Origin of the sequence: Mesorhizobium sp. M0051 (genome assembly GCF_040323235.1) — a bacterium.
Lineage (GTDB): Bacteria > Pseudomonadota > Alphaproteobacteria > Rhizobiales > Rhizobiaceae > Mesorhizobium.
In genome coordinates this window covers 164,686-183,569 of sequence record NZ_JAMYUT010000011.1, presented here as the reverse complement: position 1 = coordinate 183,569, position 18,884 = coordinate 164,686, and the positions used below count along the sequence as shown (strand labels likewise).

General features: G+C 62.8%; 19 protein-coding genes. 8 read left to right on the top strand and 11 right to left on the bottom strand.

Annotated features, from left to right (window positions below; all coding sequences use genetic code 11):
* Positions 1–142: 142 nt before the first annotated feature.
* Positions 143–1,717, bottom strand: a complete 1,575-nt coding sequence (locus NKJ90_RS14315; RefSeq protein ID WP_023760849.1) for an alkaline phosphatase D family protein — start codon at positions 1,715–1,717, stop codon at positions 143–145.
* Positions 1,718–1,988: 271 nt separating this feature from the next.
* Positions 1,989–3,272, bottom strand: a complete 1,284-nt coding sequence (locus NKJ90_RS14310) for an MFS transporter (RefSeq protein ID WP_352486165.1) — start codon at positions 3,270–3,272, stop codon at positions 1,989–1,991.
* A gap of 74 nt (positions 3,273–3,346) precedes the next feature.
* On the opposite strand from NKJ90_RS14310, the gene NKJ90_RS14305 reads away from it, so the two are divergent.
* Both NKJ90_RS14305 and NKJ90_RS14300 read left to right on the top strand, forming a co-directional pair.
* On the top strand, positions 3,347–3,964 hold the full coding sequence (locus NKJ90_RS14305) for a TetR/AcrR family transcriptional regulator (protein WP_023760851.1): 618 nt from the start codon (positions 3,347–3,349) through the stop codon (positions 3,962–3,964).
* Between the two features lie 43 nt (positions 3,965–4,007).
* The gene (locus NKJ90_RS14300; RefSeq protein WP_023760852.1) at positions 4,008–4,601 is read left to right on the top strand and encodes a hypothetical protein; all 594 of its coding nucleotides are present in this window, start codon (positions 4,008–4,010) and stop codon (positions 4,599–4,601) included.
* A gap of 154 nt (positions 4,602–4,755) precedes the next feature.
* Here NKJ90_RS14300 and ppa read toward each other — a convergent pair whose 3' ends face one another.
* The 5 genes from ppa to NKJ90_RS14275 form a co-directional block, all read right to left on the bottom strand.
* Positions 4,756–5,289: an inorganic diphosphatase gene (gene ppa / locus NKJ90_RS14295; RefSeq protein ID WP_023760853.1), complete on the bottom strand. Its 534-nt coding sequence runs from the start codon at positions 5,287–5,289 to the stop codon at positions 4,756–4,758.
* A gap of 115 nt (positions 5,290–5,404) precedes the next feature.
* Positions 5,405–5,911, bottom strand: a complete 507-nt coding sequence (locus NKJ90_RS14290) for a GNAT family N-acetyltransferase (RefSeq protein ID WP_023760854.1) — start codon at positions 5,909–5,911, stop codon at positions 5,405–5,407.
* 115 nt (positions 5,912–6,026) lie between these two features.
* Positions 6,027–6,665 (bottom strand): TPM domain-containing protein, encoded by a 639-nt coding sequence (locus NKJ90_RS14285; RefSeq protein WP_023760855.1) that lies wholly within the window; start codon positions 6,663–6,665, stop codon positions 6,027–6,029.
* 8 nt (positions 6,666–6,673) lie between these two features.
* Positions 6,674–7,513, bottom strand: coding sequence for a TPM domain-containing protein (locus tag NKJ90_RS14280; protein WP_023760856.1), 840 nt, complete (start codon positions 7,511–7,513; stop codon positions 6,674–6,676).
* A 177-nt stretch (positions 7,514–7,690) separates the two neighbouring features.
* Positions 7,691–8,329 (bottom strand): LemA family protein, encoded by a 639-nt coding sequence (locus NKJ90_RS14275; protein WP_023760857.1) that lies wholly within the window; start codon positions 8,327–8,329, stop codon positions 7,691–7,693.
* Positions 8,330–8,490: 161 nt separating this feature from the next.
* Here NKJ90_RS14275 and NKJ90_RS14270 point away from each other — a divergent pair, with 161 nt between their 5' ends.
* The 6 genes from NKJ90_RS14270 (at position 8,491) to NKJ90_RS14245 (ending at position 13,820) form a co-directional block, all read left to right on the top strand.
* On the top strand, positions 8,491–8,742 hold the full coding sequence (locus NKJ90_RS14270) for a hypothetical protein (RefSeq protein WP_023760858.1): 252 nt from the start codon (positions 8,491–8,493) through the stop codon (positions 8,740–8,742).
* Between the two features lie 13 nt (positions 8,743–8,755).
* Positions 8,756–9,640: a pyridoxal kinase PdxY gene (gene pdxY / locus NKJ90_RS14265; protein WP_023760859.1), complete on the top strand. Its 885-nt coding sequence runs from the start codon at positions 8,756–8,758 to the stop codon at positions 9,638–9,640.
* Positions 9,637–10,449, top strand: coding sequence for a DUF429 domain-containing protein (locus tag NKJ90_RS14260; RefSeq protein WP_023760860.1), 813 nt, complete (start codon positions 9,637–9,639; stop codon positions 10,447–10,449). The genes pdxY and NKJ90_RS14260 overlap by 4 nt, the downstream gene beginning before the upstream one ends.
* 146 nt (positions 10,450–10,595) lie before the next feature.
* Positions 10,596–11,240 (top strand): carbonic anhydrase, encoded by a 645-nt coding sequence (locus tag NKJ90_RS14255; protein WP_023760861.1) that lies wholly within the window; start codon positions 10,596–10,598, stop codon positions 11,238–11,240.
* Complete coding sequence (locus NKJ90_RS14250; RefSeq protein WP_023760862.1) at positions 11,237–11,668, top strand: hypothetical protein; 432 nt, start codon at positions 11,237–11,239, stop codon at positions 11,666–11,668. The genes NKJ90_RS14255 and NKJ90_RS14250 overlap by 4 nt, the downstream gene beginning before the upstream one ends.
* Positions 11,669–11,765: 97 nt before the next feature.
* Positions 11,766–13,820 carry a M3 family metallopeptidase gene (locus NKJ90_RS14245; protein ID WP_023760863.1) on the top strand — a complete coding sequence of 685 codons (2,055 nt, stop codon included), beginning with the start codon at positions 11,766–11,768 and terminating at the stop codon, positions 13,818–13,820.
* Between the two features lie 142 nt (positions 13,821–13,962).
* Here NKJ90_RS14245 and NKJ90_RS14240 read toward each other — a convergent pair whose 3' ends face one another.
* The 4 genes from NKJ90_RS14240 to NKJ90_RS14225 all read right to left on the bottom strand — a co-directional run bounded on the left by NKJ90_RS14240 (position 13,963) and on the right by NKJ90_RS14225 (position 18,709).
* Entirely contained in the window at positions 13,963–15,459 is a 1,497-nt protein-coding gene (locus NKJ90_RS14240) for a M81 family metallopeptidase (RefSeq protein WP_023760865.1), read from the bottom strand.
* Between the two features lie 23 nt (positions 15,460–15,482).
* Positions 15,483–16,322 carry a carbohydrate ABC transporter permease gene (locus tag NKJ90_RS14235; protein ID WP_031260690.1) on the bottom strand — a complete coding sequence of 280 codons (840 nt, stop codon included), beginning with the start codon at positions 16,320–16,322 and terminating at the stop codon, positions 15,483–15,485.
* On the bottom strand, positions 16,319–17,188 hold the full coding sequence (locus NKJ90_RS14230; protein WP_023760867.1) for a carbohydrate ABC transporter permease: 870 nt from the start codon (positions 17,186–17,188) through the stop codon (positions 16,319–16,321). The genes NKJ90_RS14235 and NKJ90_RS14230 overlap by 4 nt, the downstream gene beginning before the upstream one ends.
* A 288-nt stretch (positions 17,189–17,476) precedes the next feature.
* Positions 17,477–18,709: an ABC transporter substrate-binding protein gene (locus NKJ90_RS14225; RefSeq protein ID WP_023760868.1), complete on the bottom strand. Its 1,233-nt coding sequence runs from the start codon at positions 18,707–18,709 to the stop codon at positions 17,477–17,479.
* Positions 18,710–18,884 lie beyond the last annotated feature (175 nt).

Here is an 18,884-nt window from a genome sequence, read left to right as displayed (position 1 = left end):
CCAAAACATCTTGCAAGCCCATCCTCTCGACAAACCCATCGCCAGCAAGATGCGAAGAGCCAGATGGAACAGAGACTTCCTCTTCCAGCTCTTTACTCATATGCGATAGCCCTGCCCACAAGGGGGAGGGTGAATAGTGCGTTTATGCCGACCGTACTGGGTCGAGCGTTACCTTGAAGAGTTCGTTGTCGTCGCGGTCCATCAGCCGCACCGTCATCTGCTCGCTGGCGCCTGAAATATCGACCAGCCCGAAGAATTGCAGGCCCGCCGATGGCGGCAGGTTCTGACCCTGTTCGGCAGTCGGCGCCTTGATGAACTTCAGCTCCGGCCCGAATGTCATGTCAAAATCGTTGGGGCCGAACGTGCCGGCGTGGATCGGGCCCGAGACGAATTCCCAGAACGGATTGAAATCCTGGAACTGCGCCTTGTCCGGGTTGTAGTGGTGGGCGGCCGTGTAGTGCACGTCGGCGGTCAGCCAGACTGTGTTGCTGATGCCGGCGTTCTTGATGAAACGCAGCAGGTCGGCGATCTCGAGCTCGCGTCCCTTTGGCAAGCCATTATCGCCATTGCTGACCGCTTCGGCGCCGACCTTCTTGGTGCCGTCATCCCAGACGACGAGGCCGAGCGGCATGTCGGCGGCGATGATTTTCCAGGTCGCCTTCGAACTCGCCAGCTCGCGCTTCAGCCATTTCGTCTGCTGTTCGCCGAGAATGCGCGATTGCGGGGTCATCTCATCTTGCATGTCCGGACCATTGGGGCCGCGATAGGACCGCATGTCGAGGAAGAACACGTCGAGCAGCGGCCCGTAAGCGATCTTGCGATAGACACGGCCGGGCTCGGAGGGTTCATAGCGGATCGTCGTCATCTCATGGAAGGCGCGCGCCGCGCGGGCCGCCAGCACGTGGATGGATTTCTCCGTATAGCGATTGTCGGCGCTGAGATTCTTCGAATCCGACCAGTTGTTTAGAACTTCGTGGTCGTCCCATTGGTAGAAGGTCGGGCAGATGGCGCTCAACCCGAGCACGTTCCGGTCCATCATGTTGTATTTCCACTGGTCTCGGTATTCGTCCAGCGTCTCGGCGACCTTGCGCTTGCCGTCGATCAGCACGACGTTCTTCCACTTGCCGCCACCGGGCAGGTCGACCTCGTCCTTCATGGCGCCGTCGGCATAGATGGTGTCGCCCGAGTGCAGGAAGAAATCGGGCGTATGCCTGCCGATCGTGGCGTAGGTCTTCATGCCGGTCTCGTCGATGCCCCAGCCCTGGCCGGCCGTGTCGCCCGACCAGGCAAAGCGGATGTCGCGCTTCGAGGCCGGCGCCGTCCTGAAGCGGCCGGTGATAGGCTCCGAAACGGCGTTGATGTCGGCGAGATCGGCTGATGTCATGCGGTAGAAGATGTCCTGGTCGGAAGCGAGGTCGGTGAGCAGCCGTTTGACGGTGTAATCGCTGGCCGGCGACGTATCGAGCGGTGCCAGGCGCGTCGCATTGGCGAAATTCTCCGTCGACGACACCTCGAACATGACGCGCGACGGGCGATCGGTGCGCGTCCAAACCATGCCGCTGGTGGCGTCGACATCGCCCGACTGGACGCCATGGGTGAAGGCCGGCCGCTGATTGGCGCGCGAATAGTATGGCAGTGCCAGGCTCGAAACGCCGGCCAGGCCAACGGCGCTGGCGGACGTGACGAAGGCGCGGCGGGTCATCGAAAGCTTGTTCATGGCTGTTTCCTGGATGGCTTGAACGGTGCCACCAAGATCCAGCGTCAATGTTTCAGGCGCATCTCGGGATGATGAAGGTTTGATAACAGTGAACAGGGTGATCTCCCCCCTCGAGGGGGAGATGTCGCCGAAGGCGACAGAGGGGGTCGCCGCGCATAGAGCGCCGACCTCCATCTGCACCAGGAGGCAGAGCCCGGTCGGACCGACCCCCTCTGGCCGCTTCGCGGCCATCTCCCCCTCAAGGGGGGAGATTAGCGCTCCGCCGTCGCAGCTACGCCGCCTGCGGCTCCGGATCGAAAGCCGGCCGGCTGGTGTTGATCAGCAGCGAGATACACGCCGCGGCAATCGCCGTCATGCCGGCAATCAGGAAGGCCAGTTCGTAATTGCCTTGCAGCTCGCGCATGGTGCCGCCGAAAGCGGCCGCGGCCGCCGCGCCGATCTGGTGGCCGGCGACGATCCAACCGAACACGATCGGTCCGCTGCGATCGCCGAACGCCTCGTTGGCGAGCCTCAGCGTCGGCGGCACGGTGGCGATCCAGTCGAGGCCGTAGAGCACGGCGAAGATGATCAGGCTGGTCGCCGAGAAGCCGGAATAGGGCAGATAGATCAGCGACAGGCCACGAATGCCGTAATAGACGCCAAGCAGCTTGCGCGGATCGTAGCGGTCGGTAAGCCAGCCCGACAGTGTCGTGCCGATCAGGTCGAAAATGCCCATCATCGACAGCAGGCCGGCGGCCTGAACCTCGCCGATGCCCATGTCGCCGCAGAACGCGATCAGATGCGTGCCGACCAGCCCGTTGGTGGTGAAGCCGCAGACGAAGAAGGTGGCGAACAGATACCAGAACACCCTCGTGCCGGCGGCGCGGCGCAGCGTCGAGAACGTATGCGCGAGGAAATTGCCCTGTGACGCGGGCGGAGCCGGCGGCACGTCGTCGGCCTCGGCGCCGTAGCGCACCATGCCGATCGAGGCCGGCCGTTCCGGCACCAGCAGCCAGACCAGCGGTATCAGAGCCGCGGGGGCTATCGCCACCGCAACGACGACCGGCTGCCAGCCACCCGACTGCGCCAGCGCGGCGATCATCGGCAGGAACACCAGCATGCCAGAGGCGCTTGAGGCCGACATCAGTCCCATGACAAGGCCGCGATTGGTCTTGAACCAGCGATTGACGATGGTGGCGCCGAGCACGCTAGCGACAGCGCCGGAACCAATGCCCGAGAACACGCCCCAGGTGATGAACAGATGCCAGGGCTTGGTCATAAGCAGGCTGAGCGCGGTGGAGCCCGACATCACCATCAGGGAGGCGAGCAGCGTGCGGCGCAGCCCGATGCGCTCCATCAGGGCCGCGGCAAACGGACCGGTGAGACCGTAAAGCAGGATGCCGACACCAGCGGCCAGCGAGATGACGTCTCGCCGCCAGCCAAAGCTGTTCTCCAGCGGCAGCATCATGACGGCGGGCGCGGACCGCAGGCCGGCCGCGACCAGCAGGCAGAGAAAGATGATGCCAACCACGACGAAGGCGTAGCGCTGGCCAAAGGGACGTGATTGAGTTATCATGTTACTGACCGGTACGTTGCAGGGTGTGAGCAGGTATACGTACCGATCGGTAACATTGTCAATCGAGTCACACGATGCCAACGGACAAAAATATTGATCTGACCATCAGCGACGGTCATGCATCGGCGCCGCCGAAAGCCGCCAAGAAGATTCTCGATGTCGCCTATGATCTGTTCTACCGCCGCGGTATCAGGGCGATCGGCGTCGACGAGATCGTCAAACGCGCCGGCGTCACCAAGCCGAGCCTCTATCGCAGCTTCCCTTCCAAGGATGAACTGGCCGCATCTTATCTCAGGCAATACGACCTTGAATACTGGGAGCGTTTCGATGAGGCTGTCGCCGCTCATCCCGGCGACCCGCGCGCGCAGATCAAGGCTTTCCTGACCCGCATCGGCAAGCGAACGCAAGTGGCTGACTATCGCGGCTGCGGCATGACCAATGCGGCGGTCGAATATCCCGATCACAGCCATCCGGCCCGCGTGGTCAGCGAGGCCAACAAGCAGGAACTGCGCCGCCGCCTGCGCGCCATGGCGGTTGCGATGGGCGCCCAAGACCCTGACACGCTCGGCGACGGCCTGCTGCTCCTGATCGAGGGCGCCTATATCAGCGGTCAGTTGTTCGGGCTCGGCGGTCCGGCAAAAGCGGTCGCCCGCAACGCCGATCTGCTGATTGAAGCCAGCTTGAAGAAATAGCATTTGGCGCTACGCTGCGATGGCCTGCAACGGAGTGTCCGCGATGCGCAGCCTGCTGATTCTGCTCACTCTCGCGGGCTTCTGCCAGGCCGCACACGCCGACGGCATTGCAAGCGCCTACACCGATCTCGACTCGAAGAAGGACTGCGTGACTTACGCGCAGGCCGAGGAAGGCGACGGCGACTGGGCCGACCTCGCCTGTTCGGGCTACCGCGGCTATCCTGTGCTGATTGCCTATGACGATGCTCGTGAATCGCTGTTCTACGGTTTTCCGCCCGGTGGCGACATGACGACCGTCTGGGAGAGCTTTTCCGGTTTCAATTCATCCGGAGCCAAGATCGAATGGCGCGTCGAGACCAAGGGCGAGACCGCAGTGCCCTTTGCCGTCATCCATCGCCGCACGATCAGCAACCCGGATGACGAAAAAAAGTCGACCGAAGTGTTGCTCGTCGCCAAAGTCGGCCAGATGGAGGCCCGCGACGGCTGCACGATCGGCCTGGTGCTGGCCACCGGCAACCCCGCCGCCAACGATCAGGCGCGCAAGCTTGCCGACGACAAGGCGCGAACCTTCGCCTGCGGCAAGGACAGGCACACCGTCATCGGCAACGTGCCGGCTTTCGGCCGGGTCGACAACTGACACGGTGGGAATTGGCCATCGCGCCCGTAGCTTCGTCATCCACGGGCGGGGCAAGGAGCGCAACGACACGATCCGCGGAATCTGTTCCGCCGCGAAGTTCGGCTAGCTTCACGGCATCGATCCTCGGGCCAAGCCCGAGGATGACGAAGCGCGGTTACTTGCTCGCCTTGGCCCGCTCGATCGCGTCGACGATCATCTTCCTGGCATATTTGGAATCGTGCCAGCCTTCGATCTTGACCCATTTGCCGGGCTCGAGATCCTTGTAGTGCTCGAAGAAGTGCTGCACCTGCTGGCGGGTGATGTCGGGCAGCTGGGTGTATTCGGTGACGTTCTCGTAACGCAGCGTCAGCTTCGGTGACGGCACGGCGATGATCTTCTCGTCCTGGCCGGCATTGTCTTCCATGATCAGCACGCCGATTGGCCGCACGTTGATGACGCAGCCCGGCACCAGCGCGCGCGTGTTGCAGACCAGCACGTCGATCGGATCGCCGTCGCCCGACAGCGTGTGCGGCACGAAGCCGTAATTGCCGGGGTAGCGCATCGAGGTGTGCAGGAAGCGGTCGACGAACAGCGTGCCGGCCTCCTTGTCCATCTCATACTTGATCGGCTCGCCGCCGATCGGCACCTCGATGATGACGTTGACGTCCTCAGGCGGATTCTTTCCACTGGCGATGGCTTCTATGCGCATGGCTTTGTCCCTCTCTCGATAAAAGATCGATAGCGGGCGGCGCGCCATGGTGCAATGCGGCGAATGGTGCCTAGGATCCGATCGGAACACGCGGACGGCCGGAAAGGCCGAGGTGTCATTCCCAGACGAAAGCGACCTTCTTCAGCGCCTTCTGCTCGAAGATCTCGACGCCTTCGGCGACATCGCGTCCGCCGGCGCTGGCATAGAAGGCGAGCGCGTTCTGGTTGTCTTCCAACGCCCAAACCACCATGCCTTTCAGCCCGTGATCGGCCAGACGGGCCCTGGCTGCCGCGAACAGGCGACTGCCGAGCCCGATGCCCTGATATTCCGGGCGCAGGTACAATTCGTAGATTTCGCCTTGCTGCTTGAGCTCTCGGGCGCGGTTCTTGCCGATCGTCGCATAGCCGGCGACCTTGCCGCCGATCTCCACGACCAGAACTGTGGCGGCGCGGCGAATCGCATTCGCCCACCAGTCGGCGCCGCGTCGGTTGATCATCGATGTCAGGGTGCGGTGCGGAATAATGCCGGAATAGGCGCCGCGCCAAGCCTCCAGATGCACCTCGGCGATGGCACTGGCATCGCGCGGGTCGGCCTTCCTGATGTCGATCGTCAGCGTATTCATGATTTGTTAACCATAAACCCGCATCGCCCGATTGCAAGAGTCCGGGCGGCCCGCCGCCGGCTTTCTCACAAGCGATCATCGCCTGGTGAGGCCTTCAATGTCTCTGTGGAAAGGCTCAAATTTCTACGAGGTGATCGTCCAACTCGTTGCTGTCGCCCAATGTGACCGGGAAATGCTCGACCAGAACCGCCCCCACCAGTTCGATGGCATTGATGAAGCCGTCGGCGAGCCGGTCGTCGCCGGCATGCGCGGTAAGGTCGCGCACGACACCATCCCAGACATGCTGGCCGACCTTGGCATCGATGCCCGAATCGGCGACCACTTCGGCGTAGCGTTCGGCGATCGAGACGAAGACCAGCACCCCGGTGCGCGCCGTGGTGCGGTGGACGTTGCGGGCGAGGAACTGCTTGACCGCATTGGCGTGCGCGGCCTGGTAGCGCAGCCGTCTCGGCACCAGATGGATGCGCAGGCCGGGCATCGCCCACAACATGGCCAGCAAGCTGGCAAGCGCCAGAAGCTGGGCAAGGACAAAATGCGGCAGCCGGATCGACAGCCACCAGGCTTCCAGCCCATAGCCGACGGCCAGACTGACGATCAGCAAGCATACTGTCGCCATGAAGGCAGCCGGGAAGAAATACCCATCGCTGGCGTGCGCCACCACGCAGTAGATTTCGCCGTCGGTCTTCTCCTCGGCGGCGCGGATCGCGGTTGCGATGCGCTCATGATCCTGCGGGCTGATTGGTCGTGTCGCCATGATCTGTCTCACCAGCTTCCTGAAGAACCGCCCCCACCGGATGAGCCACCGCCGCCGGAAAACCCGCCGCCGCCCGAGGACCAGCCACCGCCGGAACCTCCCGACGACCAGCCGCCACCGGAGGACCGCCGGTGTGGCTCGAAAGTCATGCCGAGCCAGCGATAGCGGCCGGGCCCAAGCTTCTGGCCGAAGATCGGCGGCAGGATCGAAGCCGCGATGCTGCCGAAGAAGATGATCGCCCAGATGCTGATGAAGACGCCGAAGAACAGGTCATCGGAATTGAAGGGCGCCTGCTGGTTGCGCTTGCCCCGCGCTTCCAGTTCTTCCGGATTACCTTCCAGCACCATGATCATGTCGTCGACGGCCTTTTCTATGCCGCCGGAGAAATCGCCGGCGCGAAAGGCCGGCACCATGTCGTTTTCGATGATCAGCTTCGTATGCAGGTCCGTCAGGGTACCTTCCAGCCCGTAGCCGACCTCGATGCGCATCTTGCGGTCGTTCTTCGCCACCAGCAAAAGGACGCCATTGTTTTCCTTCGCCTGGCCGAGTTTCCAGAAGCGAAACAGCCGGTTGGCGTAGGGTTCGATCTCTTCGCCATCGAGGCTGGGAATCGTCGCGACGACGATCTGATCCGAGCCTTTCGTCTCGAAATCGGCAAGCTTCTGCGTCAGCGCCGCCTTCGTCGCCGTATCGATGATGCCGGCATTGTCGACGACACGGCCGGTCAGGGCTGGAAGTTCGGCGGCGAAAGCGGTGAAAGGGAGGAAGAAGAGGCTGGCAAGAAGGCTAAGAAAGGAAAGGTAGGTGTTCCGCGGCGCCCTCTGTCCTGCCGGACATCTCCCCCTCAAGGGGGGAGATTGGACGCCACACCGGCCTTCCCCAATCACCGACGCAGAAGGATGAGCAATGCGCTCGAAACTGCCAATCTCCCCCCTTGAGGGGGAGATGTCCGGCAGCACAGAGGGGGGTGTTTGCACGCCAGCAGTCCGTGATTTCGCGAGATTTATTCCGATGACAGTCGACGATCACCCGCCCTGCTTCGTGCCGAAATCGACCTTCGGCGTCTGTAGCTTGTCGTCTTCGATGGTGAAATTGGCGAAGGGCTGGTTGCTGCGGAACCAGAACGTCGCCCAAAGCACCGAGGGGAAGGTCCTCAGCGTCAGATTGTATTCCTTCACCGCCAGGATGTAGTCGCGCCGCGCCACCGCGATACGGTTTTCGGTGCCTTCGAGCTGCGCCTGCAGCGCCAGGAAATTCTGGTTGGCCTTGAGGTCGGGATAGTTCTCGACCACGGCCAAGAGCCGCGACAGTGCGCTGGTCAGGCCGGCCTGGCTGTCCTGGAACTTCTTGAACGCTTCAGGATTGTTCAACGTTTCCGGCGTCACCGTGATCTGGGTGGCCTTGGCGCGCGCTTCGACGACCGCATCGAGCGTGTCCTTTTCGTGAGAGGCATAGCCCTTGACCGTCTCGACCAGATTGGGGATGAGGTCGGCGCGGCGTTGATACTGGTTCAGCACCTCGCTCCATGCCGCCTTGGCGTTTTCCTCTGCCGTCGGGATGGTGTTGTATCCGCAGCCGGCAAGCAGCGGCAGCACGATCGCCATTACCAGGAAGGCAGGCAGCGTGCGTGACATGGACGGCTGGGCAATGCGCTGGGCAAACATGAAGAGGTCCCTCGGTAGAAGTTGCGTGCGAAGCATTACCACAATCGGCACGCAAGAAAATGACCTCGACGGGCACGGTTATCGACACGTTACCTTCAGCCGCAAGGCCCTGTAATTGGCAAGGCGAACGCGGTAAGGTCCTGTCGAAACAGGACATCACCATGGCGGAACGCCAGGACAGCGAGAAGGAATCGCGCCGCATCCTCGAGCGCGTTGCCCAAGAGACGGATCCGGCCGGCAACTCGTTTGTCGCGCGGGCCACGAAAGGCATGCACGATCACGTCACCGCGGCCGATGCCGATCGTGCCGATCCGATCGAAGTCTGGGGCACCCGCATTGGCCGGACACTTGGCCTGCTGCTGGCGCTGGGCCTGATGGTCTGGCTCGTGCTTTACGTCATCCGGGGCAGTTAGGAATCAAGCAACAATGAGCGCCGAACCAACCGACGCGCCGCGTGCGGTCATCGTCATTTCCAGCCATGTCGCGCGCGGCTCGGTCGGCAACCGCGCCGCCGTGTTCGCGCTGGAGACGCTGGGCTTCCCGGTCTGGGCAGTACCGACGGTCATCCTGCCCTGGCATCCCGGCCACGGGAGGGCGACGCGCATCGTGCCGCCGCTCGACCAGTTCAAGGCTTTGATGGCCGATCTGGAGCGCGCGCCGTGGCTGGGTGAGGTCGGCGCCGTGCTATCCGGCTATCTCGGCGAGGCCGGCCAGGCCGAGGCGGTCGCCTCGCTGGTCGCCGCGGTGAAGGCAAGGACGCCTGACGCCGTCTATATCTGTGATCCGGTGATGGGTGATTCGGGCGGCCTCTATGTGCCCGAACCGACCGCCATCGCCATGCGAGACCGGCTGATGCCGATCGCCGACATCGCCACCCCCAATCGCTACGAACTGGAATGGATGGCCGGCGCTCCATTGCCCGACTTGAAATCGGTGATCGCGGCCGCCCTTCATGCCGGACCATCAACCATGCTGGTCACCTCGGCGCCGTCGATGATGACGGGCGGTACCGGCAATCTTATGCTCGATGGCAGCCAGGCCTTGCTGGCCGAGCATCGCCTGATCAACAAGCCGCCGAATGGCCTGGGCGATCTGACCGCAGCGGTCTACCTTGCGCGCATCCTGTCCGGTCAGCCGCCGATCAAGGCGCTGCAGTCGACGACGGCGGCGGTCTACGAGATCCTGGCGCGCACCGCCAAGCGCGGCGGCGACGAACTGCAGCTCGAAACCGATGCGCAGAGCCTGTCGCACCCGATGGCAATGGTGCAGCTTCGCCACCTCACGCATCCAGGGCGGGACCGCCGGGCGTGATACCGACTAAGACCGTTCTTGTCGGCGTCGACGGCTGCAAGGCCGGTTGGATCGCCGTCCGGCACGACCCCGGTTCGACACTTCGTAACCCCCGTTCGATACTTCGTAACCCCGGTTCGATTGCTTCCGTCGCGGTCTTTGCAAGCTTCGCTGCCTTACTTGCCTCGCTCCCCGACGATGCTGTCATTGCTGTCGACATGCCGATCGGGCTGCCCGAATTTTCGAGCAAAGGTGGGCGCGGCCCCGAAGCGCTGGTGCGCCCGCTGCTTGGGGCACGCCAATCCAGCGTCTTCTCGATCCCGTCCCGCGCCGCGCTCTATGCCGACACCAGCGACTTCACCACCATCGAAGCCTGGTATGCCGCTCACATCAGGGCAAGCGAGGTGGCCAAAGCCACATCCGACCCGCCGCGCGGCGTTTCGATCAAGGCGTTCGGCATTTTTGCCAAGATCCGCGAGATCGACGCACTGCTGATTGCGCGGCCCGATTTGCGCGGCCGTGTGTTCGAATCGCATCCGGAGGTCGCCTTCTGCCGGCTGAATGGCGATCAGGCCATGCGGCTGCCGAAGAAGATCAAGGGCAGCATCAATCCGGACGGCATGGCGGAACGCAAGGCGCTGCTCTGCCGGCACGGCTATGAGATGGGCTTCCTCGACCAGCCGCCGCCACGCGGTGCGGCCGCCGATGACTTCCTTGACGCGGCGGCGATGATGCTGATCGCCGGCCGCATCGCCGATGGCGTGGCACGGCCGTTTCCCGATCCACCGCTCATCGATCGTGTTGGCATACCGGTTGCCATTTGGGCGTGAGGGTGCCTGCGAGAGTCGCGCTTCGTGCCTGGCTTTTACGACGAGCTCCCACAATTCTGCATTGCTCGCTACGGGCTTTTGCCGCTAGAGGCTTGTCTCGACTGCAACGAGCTGCCGCCTCCAACCCGGAAAGGCCTTAGCCGCCCATGCCTCACCTCCCCGACCATCTCCTCGCCGGCTATCGCAATTTCATGAGCGGCCGCTACCTCACCGAGAGCGGACGCTATCGCGAGCTCGCCCGCGAAGGCCAGGCGCCGGAGACGATGATCGTTGCCTGTTGCGATTCCCGCGCCGCACCCGAAGCGATCTTCGACGCCGGACCTGGCGAACTCTTCGTGGTGCGCAACGTCGGCAATCTTGTGCCGCCCTACGCGCCTGACGGCGAATTCCATTCGACCTCCGCCGCGCTCGAATTCGCCGTGCAGAGCCTCAAGGTCAAGAACATCGTCGTCATGGGCCATGGCCGCTGCGGCGGCATCCGCGCTGCGCTCGACACCAATTTCGCACCGCTGTCGCCCGGCGACTTCATCGGCAAGTGGATGAGTCTGATCGCGCCGGCGGCCGAAACCGTCTCCTCCAGCACCTTCATGACGGCGACGGAGCGCCAGACCGCGCTGGAGCGCATCTCGATCCGCTATTCCATTGCCAATCTCCGGACCTTTCCGTGCGTCTCGATCCTCGAGGGCAAGGGGCGGCTGTCGCTGCACGGCGCCTGGTTCGACATTTCGACTGGTGAACTCTGGGTGATGAACAAGGAAACCGGCGATTTCGAACGGCCGGAGCTGGGATGAAGAGAGCGCGCAAGGCGGTGAATATCAGGTCGATCGTTTTGACGGCGACCGCGCTGCTGATCGCGACTATTGCCGCACGCGCCGATGACCGCGCCACCATCAGCCGCTGGTATTCGGCGTTGCTGGTCGCCGACCGCACCGAGCTGTCCGACCTGCTCTCCGATGATGTCCGCATCAAGCTGGACGATCTCGGAATTGTGCAAAGCAAGCAGGAATTCATCGCCTCGATCGACGAATGGAAAGGCGCGGTTGCCGGTGCTGCGATCCGGCACCGGATCGAGAAGAGCGAAGGCGGCGTCACCACGGTGGTCGCCTGCTACGACTTTCCAAACAACGACATGCTGACGCACGAAAGCTTCGCGGTGGCCGACAACCGCATCACCGCCAGCTCGCAAGTGGCGATCGCCGAGAACTGCGACGGCTTTTGAAGTTGATATCGGACACCTGCTGTATTGCGGGTCCGCCGGTCGCGTCCTACATCGGTAGCGACCCACCCTGCCTGCCATCACCAGCGAAAGACCGTCCATGCATTCCACGAAAGCCGTCGACCTCGCCGCCCATCCGCTGACTGCGTGGCAAGGACCGCTCGGCCTGCCCGATTTTACGCGCATTGGCGACGGCGATTTTTCCCCGGTCTTCGATGCGGCGCTGAAGGCGCATGAGGCCGAGATCGAAGTGATCGCCAGCAACGAAGATACGCCGACCATCGACAACACGCTTGCCGCGTTGGAACTCGGCGGCGAGGCGCTCGACCGTGTCTCGTCGATCTTCTGGTGCCGCGCCGGCGCCTACACCAATGAAACGATCCAGGCGCTGGAGCGCGACATCTCGCCAAAGATGTCCAGGCATTTCTCGGCGATTTCGATGAATGAGAGGCTGTTTGCCCGCATCGACGATCTCTACCAGCGCCGCGAGAGCCTGAAGCTCGATGCCGAGACCCTGCGGGTCCTGGAAAAGACCTGGAAGGGTTTTGTACGATCCGGCGCCAAGCTCGACGCCGACGGCAAGAGGCGGCTGGCAAAGATCAACGAGGAGCTGTCCTCGCTCGGAACGACTTTCGGCCAGAATGTGCTTGCCGACGAGCGCGACTGGGCGCTGTTCCTCGACGAGGCCGATCTTGCCGGCCTGCCGGACTTTCTGAAAAGCTCGATGGCCGAGGCGGCCGAAATGCGCGGCCAGAAGGGCCGCTATGCCGTCACCCTGTCACGCTCGATCTATGAGCCATTCTCGACCTTCTCTGAACGCCGCGACCTGCGCGAAATCGCCTTCCGCGCCTTCACCATGCGTGGCCAGAATGGCGGCGCCACCGACAACACATCCGTAGTGCGCGACATGCTGAAGCTGCGCGCCGAAAAGGCAAAGCTGCTCGGCTACGGCTCCTTCGCCGCGCTGAAGCTCGACGACACCATGGCCAAGACGCCGGAGGCAGTGCACGCGCTGCTTGATCCGGTGTGGGAGAAGGCGCTGGAAAAGGCAGCGGCCGACCAGACCGACCTGCAGCGGCTGGCGACGCAGGCGGGCAGCAACGAAAAATTCGCCGCTTGGGACTGGCGCTTTTACCAGGAGAAACTGCGTGCGGAGAAGTTCGCCTTCGACGAGGCCGAGCTTAAACCCTATTTGCAGCTCGACCGGATCATCGACGCCTGCTTCGACGTGGCGACACGGTTGTTCGGCATCACCTTCGAAGAGAAAAAGGGTATCGCCGCCTGGCATCCCGACGCGCGTGTCTTCGTGGTTAGGAATGCCGATGGCAGTGAGCGAGGCCTGTTCCTCGCCGATTATTTCGCGCGGCCGTCAAAGCGCTCCGGCGCCTGGATGAGCGCGCTGCAATCCGGCTATGGGCTCGGCCACGGCTCGAAACCGGTGATCTACAACATCATGAACTTCGCCAAGCCGCCTGTGGGCGAGCCGGCTCTGCTGTCGGTCGATGAGGCGAAGACGCTGTTCCACGAGTTCGGCCATGCGCTGCATGGCATGCTGACCGACGTCACCTGGCCGTCGGTCGCCGGAACCTCGGTCAGCCGAGATTTCGTCGAACTGCCCTCGCAGCTCTACGAGCACTGGCTGACCGTGCCGGCTGTGCTGGAAACGCACGCGTTGCACGTCAAGACCGGCAAGCCGATGCCCAAGGCGCTGCTCGATAAGATGCTGGCCGCGCGGACTTTCGGCGCTGGCTTTGCAACAGTGGAATTCACCGCATCTGCCTTGATGGACATGGCCTATCATGCGCGGCCGGACGCGCCGCAGGAGCCGCTTCGTTTCGAAGCCGAAACGCTCGAAAAGCTTGTCATGCCGGACACCATCGCCATGCGCCATCGCACCCCCCATTTCGGCCACGTGTTTTCCGGTGACGGCTACTCCGCCGGCTATTACTCCTACATGTGGTCGGAAGTGCTCGACGCCGACGCCTTCGCCGCCTTCGAGGAAACCGGCGACCCCTTCAACCCGGCGCTCGCCGAGCGGCTACGCAAGAACATCTATGCCGCCGGCGGCTCGAAGGACCCGGAGGAGCTTTATACGGCCTTCCGCGGCAAGATGCCGTCCCCGGAAGCGATGATGGTGAAGCGGGGATTGGTGTGATTAGCCAATCTCCCCCCTTGAGGGGGAGATGGCCGCGAAGCGGCCAGAGGGGGTCGTTGCGCGTAAAGCGCCGACCTCGCGCAGAAGAAGGCCGAGCCCGGTCGTACCGACCCCCTCTGTCGCCTTCGGCGACATCTCCCCCTCAAGAAGGGAGAACAGCAGCGTCACCCTTCCACGGATCCGCCACCCTCGGCCAGATCGGCCGCGTCAGCTTGGTGTAGTTGGTCACCGCTGGATTGCTCGGATACGAACTCGGCGCCGAGACATAGATGATCTCGGCAGCGATCGGCTCGAAGCCGGCGTAGAAATGATTGGTCGACTTGATCAGCAGCATGTCTTTGGCCAGCGGATCGACGCCGATATTGGAAAAGATATCCGGCTCGAAGGTCTGCGTGCGATTGGTGTTGAGGATGATGTCGACCTCGGTGCCTTCGATGCGAACCAAGGCCGCCGGCCCAAGCGTCACCCGGCTCGGCCCGAAACTTTGCCAACCCTCCGCAACCGCCCTCAGCACCTTGACCCGTGCGTCGATCGGCTCGCCGGCCTGCGGTCCGGCCTTGCCGCCGAAACGCAGGTCGATGACCGCGCCTTCGCCGGCCGCCAGGCAAAAGGTAACGGCAATCGGATCCCAGATCGTGGCAACGCCGACATTGTTCAGCCCACGCTCCAGCATCTGGCGCAGCACGAAGGTGCCGTCGCCGGGAACGCCGCCGCCGGGATTGTCCCAGATGTCGGCGATGACCACCGGCTTGCCTGGATTTTCCGCGCACACAGCCAGCGCCCGATTGATGCCGTCGGCGGTGCTCAGCATCGTCATTGCCGTCTTCTCGCGCAGCGCATAGAGTTCGCGCCCCAGCCGTTCCGCCAGCGCGTCGCCCTTGGCCTTGTCATTGTCGGTGACGACCAGGATGCGCGTGCCCATCTCGGCCACATCGGCGGCCATGAAGCCATGGATGACCGAGACCGACAGCACCCCGTTCTTGCCGTGCAGTGCCTTGATGCGGTCGATGAAGGAGCGCATCGGCTCGCGGCTGGTCGGCAGCACCTGGATCATGCGGCAATCGAAGGTCGAGATGACCGGCTTGATCTCGCCGCGCACCGCTGCCAGGCCTAGCTCGACGACATGTTCGCCGCGCTCGTAGAAATCGGTGTGTGGAAATTCGAGGAAGTAGGCGAGGATGTCTGAGGCCGCGACGCGCTTCGGCGTCAGATGGCTGTGCGGATCAAGTTCGACAGCGATCACCACCTCCGGACCGACCATGTCGCGGACGCGTTCGAGCAGATCGCCTTCGCAATCATCATAGCCTTGCGCCACCATCGCGCCATGCAGGCCGAGGATGACGGCATCGACCGGCAGTGCTGCCTTGAGCTGGCCCAGGATCTCGTCGCGTAGCGCCTCATAGGTCTGCCGCTGCACCAGGCCGCCCGGCTCGGCCCAGGTGGCGGTGCCCTCGATGACGGTGAGGCCCTCTGCGGCCGCGCACCGGCGCAGCGCGACCATCGGCGACGAGCACAGGGTCGGCGTTTCCGGATGCTTGCCGGGCCCGGCATAGAAGGCCATCTCGAATGACGCCCGGTCGGTCGGAACCGGCGAGAACGTGTTGGTTTCCGTCGCCAATGAGGCGGTGAAAATGCGCATGAAAGCTCCGTCGTGAATAGGCGCTATTTGACCGCTCCGAGCGCCAGCCCGCGAACGAGATAGCGTTGCAGCCAGATGAACAGGATCGCTACCGGCAAGGTCGCCAGCAACGTCGCCGCCATGACGTGGTGCCATTCGATCGTGTAGCGGCCGGCGACCAGCGAAAACACCTGGATCGGCAGCGTATAGCTTTCCTGGCTGCGCAGCATGGTGAGCGCCACGACGAATTCGTTCCAGGCGTTGATGAAGGTGAAGATCGCGGTCACCGCGACCGCCGGCAGGCAGAGCGGCAGGAACACCTTGCGCAAGGTCAACCAGCGGCCGGCACCTTCCATCCAGGCCGCCTCCTCGAGATCGCGCGGAATGGTGTCGAAATAGCTCTGCAGCATCCAAACCGTGAAAGCGACGTTGAAGGCCATGTAGATGAAGCCGAGCGCCGTGGTGCTCTCGACAAGGCCCCAGGCGGCCATCAGCCGGAACAGGCCGAGCACCAGCACGATCGGCGAGATCATCTGCGAGATCAGCAGGAACTGGCGCAAGGCGCCGTAACCGGCAAAGCGGAAGCGCGACATCGCATAGGCAGCCGGAACCGAGATCAGGATGGCGCCGACGGTGGCGATCACAGACACGTAGAGCGAATTGAGCAGCGCCTGGCCAAAGCCGGTCGCCACCCACATGTCGGAAAAATTCGACCAGCGGAATTCGCTCGGCCACCAAGTCGGTGACAGCACTTCCTGCCTGGGCTTGACCGCAGTCAGCAGCATCACGGCGAAAGGAAAGAGCGTCACCACGATCAGCGGCGTCAGCAGCAGCCAGGCAATGATCGAGCGCCTCAGTTTTCGCGTCATGAGCCGATTTGTCATGCGCGTTGCTCCCGCATTGCCAGCCGCACGTAGATCATGGTGAAGACCAGCAATATGGCGAACATCACCAGCGACACCGCCGACGCTTCGCCCAGTTTGCCGATGCGGAAGGCCAGCTTGTAGAGATGGGTGACCAGGATGTCGGTCGAGTTGGCCGGGCCGCCTTGCGTCATCACCCAGATGATCGGGAAGGAATTGAAAACGTAGATGGTGTTGAGCACGATGGCGATGTTGATGAATGGCTTCAGCAGCGGAAAGGTGATCTCGCGGAACTGCTGCAGCGGCGTCGCCCCCTCGAGTGCCGCCGCCTCGTAGAGGTCGTCCGGGATCGACGACAGCCCACCGAGGAAGATCGTCGTCGTGAATGGCACAGTCACCAGGATGCCGATCAGCACCTGCATCGGGAAAGCGGTCTCGGCGCTCGCCAGCCACTGGATGTTGTGGTCGATGAGGCCGAGGCCGATCAGCGCCGAATTCAGCATGCCGCTTTCGCCGCTCAGCGCCCAGCGCCAGACCACCGCGGTCATGGTCAGCGACACCGCCCAGGGCAGCATGATGATGACGCGGGCGATGCCGCGGCCATAGAAATCGGTGTTGAGGATCATCGCCACCGGAATCGACAGCAAAAGCGCACCGCCGACGACCATCAAGGTCCACTGGCCGGTGCGCCAAAGAGCGGCCATGAAATCGGGATCGGCGGTGAGCGCTGCGAAATTGGCGAAGTCGTTGAATTCGCGCAGCTGGCCGAAGCGGTTGACCTCATGTGTCGAGATCTGGATCAGGTCCCAGACGGGCCAGAAAATAACGACCGCCGCCAGGAACAGGCTGGGCAAGGTCAGGAGATAGGGCAAGAAACGATTTTGCATCGGCTGGGCTGTACCGTGTTTGCGGGCGGAGAGTGGATTGCGCTGCCTTAACAGATTGACTTAATCCCGCCTCGTTCTTCTCAAGGCACCGCTTCAGGATTCCTTGCAACCGTCGGCGCGCCCCTCACCTGCCTGCCCGTCCTTCGCAGCAGTTGCGGAAGGGGGCCTTCCTCTCCCCCGTCGATCGGGGGGAGAGGAAAGGAGACTGGCTGGGGCGGCGCTGTCAAGTCTGCAAGATGTGGCGCGCCCGCCTGAGCGGAGCGCGCCACGGGCGCAGGGAGATACGCCCTATTTCTTCAGGACGGCGTTGGCCTTGGCCGCTGCGTCCTTCAATCCTGCCTCGGGGTCGCCGCCGAGATAGATCTTCTGCATGGCATCCGACGTGATCTGCGCGACCTCTTCCCAGCCCGGAATGACCGGCGCGAAGCGGGCGTCGGGCAACAGTGCGGTGAACGCCGCCAGATCGGCATTGTTGACGTAATAGTCCATTTTCGCCTCTTCCTTGTTCACCGGCAGGAAGCCTTCACCCTGCGTGAACTTGGCGCGCTGTTCCGTGGTGAACAGGAAGTCGAGCAGCTTCCAGGCCTCGTCCTTGTTCTTGGAGTTTTTGAACATGATGATGGAATCGGTGACGCCATATGTGCCGCGCGCCCCGGTCGGTCCGGCGGGAATGGCCGCCACGCCGTATTTCAGGTTCGGCGCCTCCTCCTTGATCTGGTTGGACAGGAAGGGTGCGGTAATCATCATGCCGACCTTGCCCTGCTTGAACAGGTTCTGTACGTCCTCGCGGCTGTTGGAGGTGACGCCGGGCTCCGTCAGACCTTCGTCGATCATCGACTTGTAGAGCTTGGCGGCTTCAAGCGCGCCCGGGGTGCTGAGACCGGAGGTGCCGTCCTTGTTGAGGATTTCGGTACCGTAGGACCACATCGCATAGTAGTAGTAGACGTCGGTCTCGATCTCCTTGCCCTGCAGGCCGAAACCGAAGGTGCCGGACCCGAGCGCCTTGATCTTGCGGGCGTCCTCCTGCAGCTCGGTCCAGGTTGCCGGCGGATTGGCGATGCCGGCCTTCTCGAACAGCTCCTTGTTGTAGTACATGGCGCGCGCCGAGGCCGCGATCGGCAGGCCGTAGGTCTTGCCGTCCATGATCGAGGGCGAAAGGAAAGTGTCGATGAAGCGGTCCTTGAAGTCAGGCTTGATGTAGCTATCGAGCGGCTCCGCGACGTCCTGCTGCACGAAGTCGATCAGCCAGCGCGTGCCGATGATCGAAAGATCGGCATTGGTGCCGGCGGTGATGTCGGTGGTCAGCTTCTGCAGCAGCACATCCCAAGGTACCACCTCGAACTTGACTGATATGCCGGGGTTTGCCGCCTCGAATTCCTTCTTGACGTCGGCGAAATAGGGAGCAGTCTTGGCGCTGTACTCGGCAACGGTGACGCGCACCTCGCCCGCATCCGCCTGCGCCGCGATTGCCAGCATGCTCATTCCGGCCATCAGGCCGGCAGTCCATTTTGCAAAGCTCATTTGATCTCTCCCATTTGATATTGCGCATGCGCGCTCTTCGTAGCCTAGGCCAGAAGATTTATGTGACTTTCCTACATTATCCGGGATTTAATGGCTTGCAAGCAGATTTTTCTGTTGCTTACTTACATATTCTGGTCTAGGCCTTGCACGGATCTGTCAGCGAGGACGACGCACG

What these genes read in the sequence shown, in the direction of transcription:
- NKJ90_RS14315 (WP_023760849.1), bottom strand. Translation starts at nt 1,717, where the DNA reads ATGAACAAGCTTTCGATGACCCGCCGCGCCTTCGTCACGTCCGCCAGC.
- NKJ90_RS14310 (WP_352486165.1), bottom strand. Translation starts at nt 3,272, where the DNA reads ATGATAACTCAATCACGTCCCTTTGGCCAGCGCTACGCCTTCGTCGTG.
- NKJ90_RS14305 (WP_023760851.1), top strand. Translation starts at nt 3,347, where the DNA reads ATGCCAACGGACAAAAATATTGATCTGACCATCAGCGACGGTCATGCA.
- NKJ90_RS14300 (WP_023760852.1), top strand. Translation starts at nt 4,008, where the DNA reads ATGCGCAGCCTGCTGATTCTGCTCACTCTCGCGGGCTTCTGCCAGGCC.
- ppa (WP_023760853.1), bottom strand. Translation starts at nt 5,289, where the DNA reads ATGCGCATAGAAGCCATCGCCAGTGGAAAGAATCCGCCTGAGGACGTC.
- NKJ90_RS14290 (WP_023760854.1), bottom strand. Translation starts at nt 5,911, where the DNA reads ATGAATACGCTGACGATCGACATCAGGAAGGCCGACCCGCGCGATGCC.
- NKJ90_RS14285 (WP_023760855.1), bottom strand. Translation starts at nt 6,665, where the DNA reads ATGGCGACACGACCAATCAGCCCGCAGGATCATGAGCGCATCGCAACC.
- NKJ90_RS14275 (WP_023760857.1), bottom strand. Translation starts at nt 8,329, where the DNA reads ATGTTTGCCCAGCGCATTGCCCAGCCGTCCATGTCACGCACGCTGCCT.
- NKJ90_RS14270 (WP_023760858.1), top strand. Translation starts at nt 8,491, where the DNA reads ATGGCGGAACGCCAGGACAGCGAGAAGGAATCGCGCCGCATCCTCGAG.
- pdxY (WP_023760859.1), top strand. Translation starts at nt 8,756, where the DNA reads ATGAGCGCCGAACCAACCGACGCGCCGCGTGCGGTCATCGTCATTTCC.
- NKJ90_RS14255 (WP_023760861.1), top strand. Translation starts at nt 10,596, where the DNA reads ATGCCTCACCTCCCCGACCATCTCCTCGCCGGCTATCGCAATTTCATG.
- NKJ90_RS14250 (WP_023760862.1), top strand. Translation starts at nt 11,237, where the DNA reads ATGAAGAGAGCGCGCAAGGCGGTGAATATCAGGTCGATCGTTTTGACG.
- NKJ90_RS14245 (WP_023760863.1), top strand. Translation starts at nt 11,766, where the DNA reads ATGCATTCCACGAAAGCCGTCGACCTCGCCGCCCATCCGCTGACTGCG.
- NKJ90_RS14240 (WP_023760865.1), bottom strand. Translation starts at nt 15,459, where the DNA reads ATGCGCATTTTCACCGCCTCATTGGCGACGGAAACCAACACGTTCTCG.
- NKJ90_RS14235 (WP_031260690.1), bottom strand. Translation starts at nt 16,322, where the DNA reads ATGACAAATCGGCTCATGACGCGAAAACTGAGGCGCTCGATCATTGCC.
- NKJ90_RS14230 (WP_023760867.1), bottom strand. Translation starts at nt 17,188, where the DNA reads ATGCAAAATCGTTTCTTGCCCTATCTCCTGACCTTGCCCAGCCTGTTC.
- NKJ90_RS14225 (WP_023760868.1), bottom strand. Translation starts at nt 18,709, where the DNA reads ATGAGCTTTGCAAAATGGACTGCCGGCCTGATGGCCGGAATGAGCATG.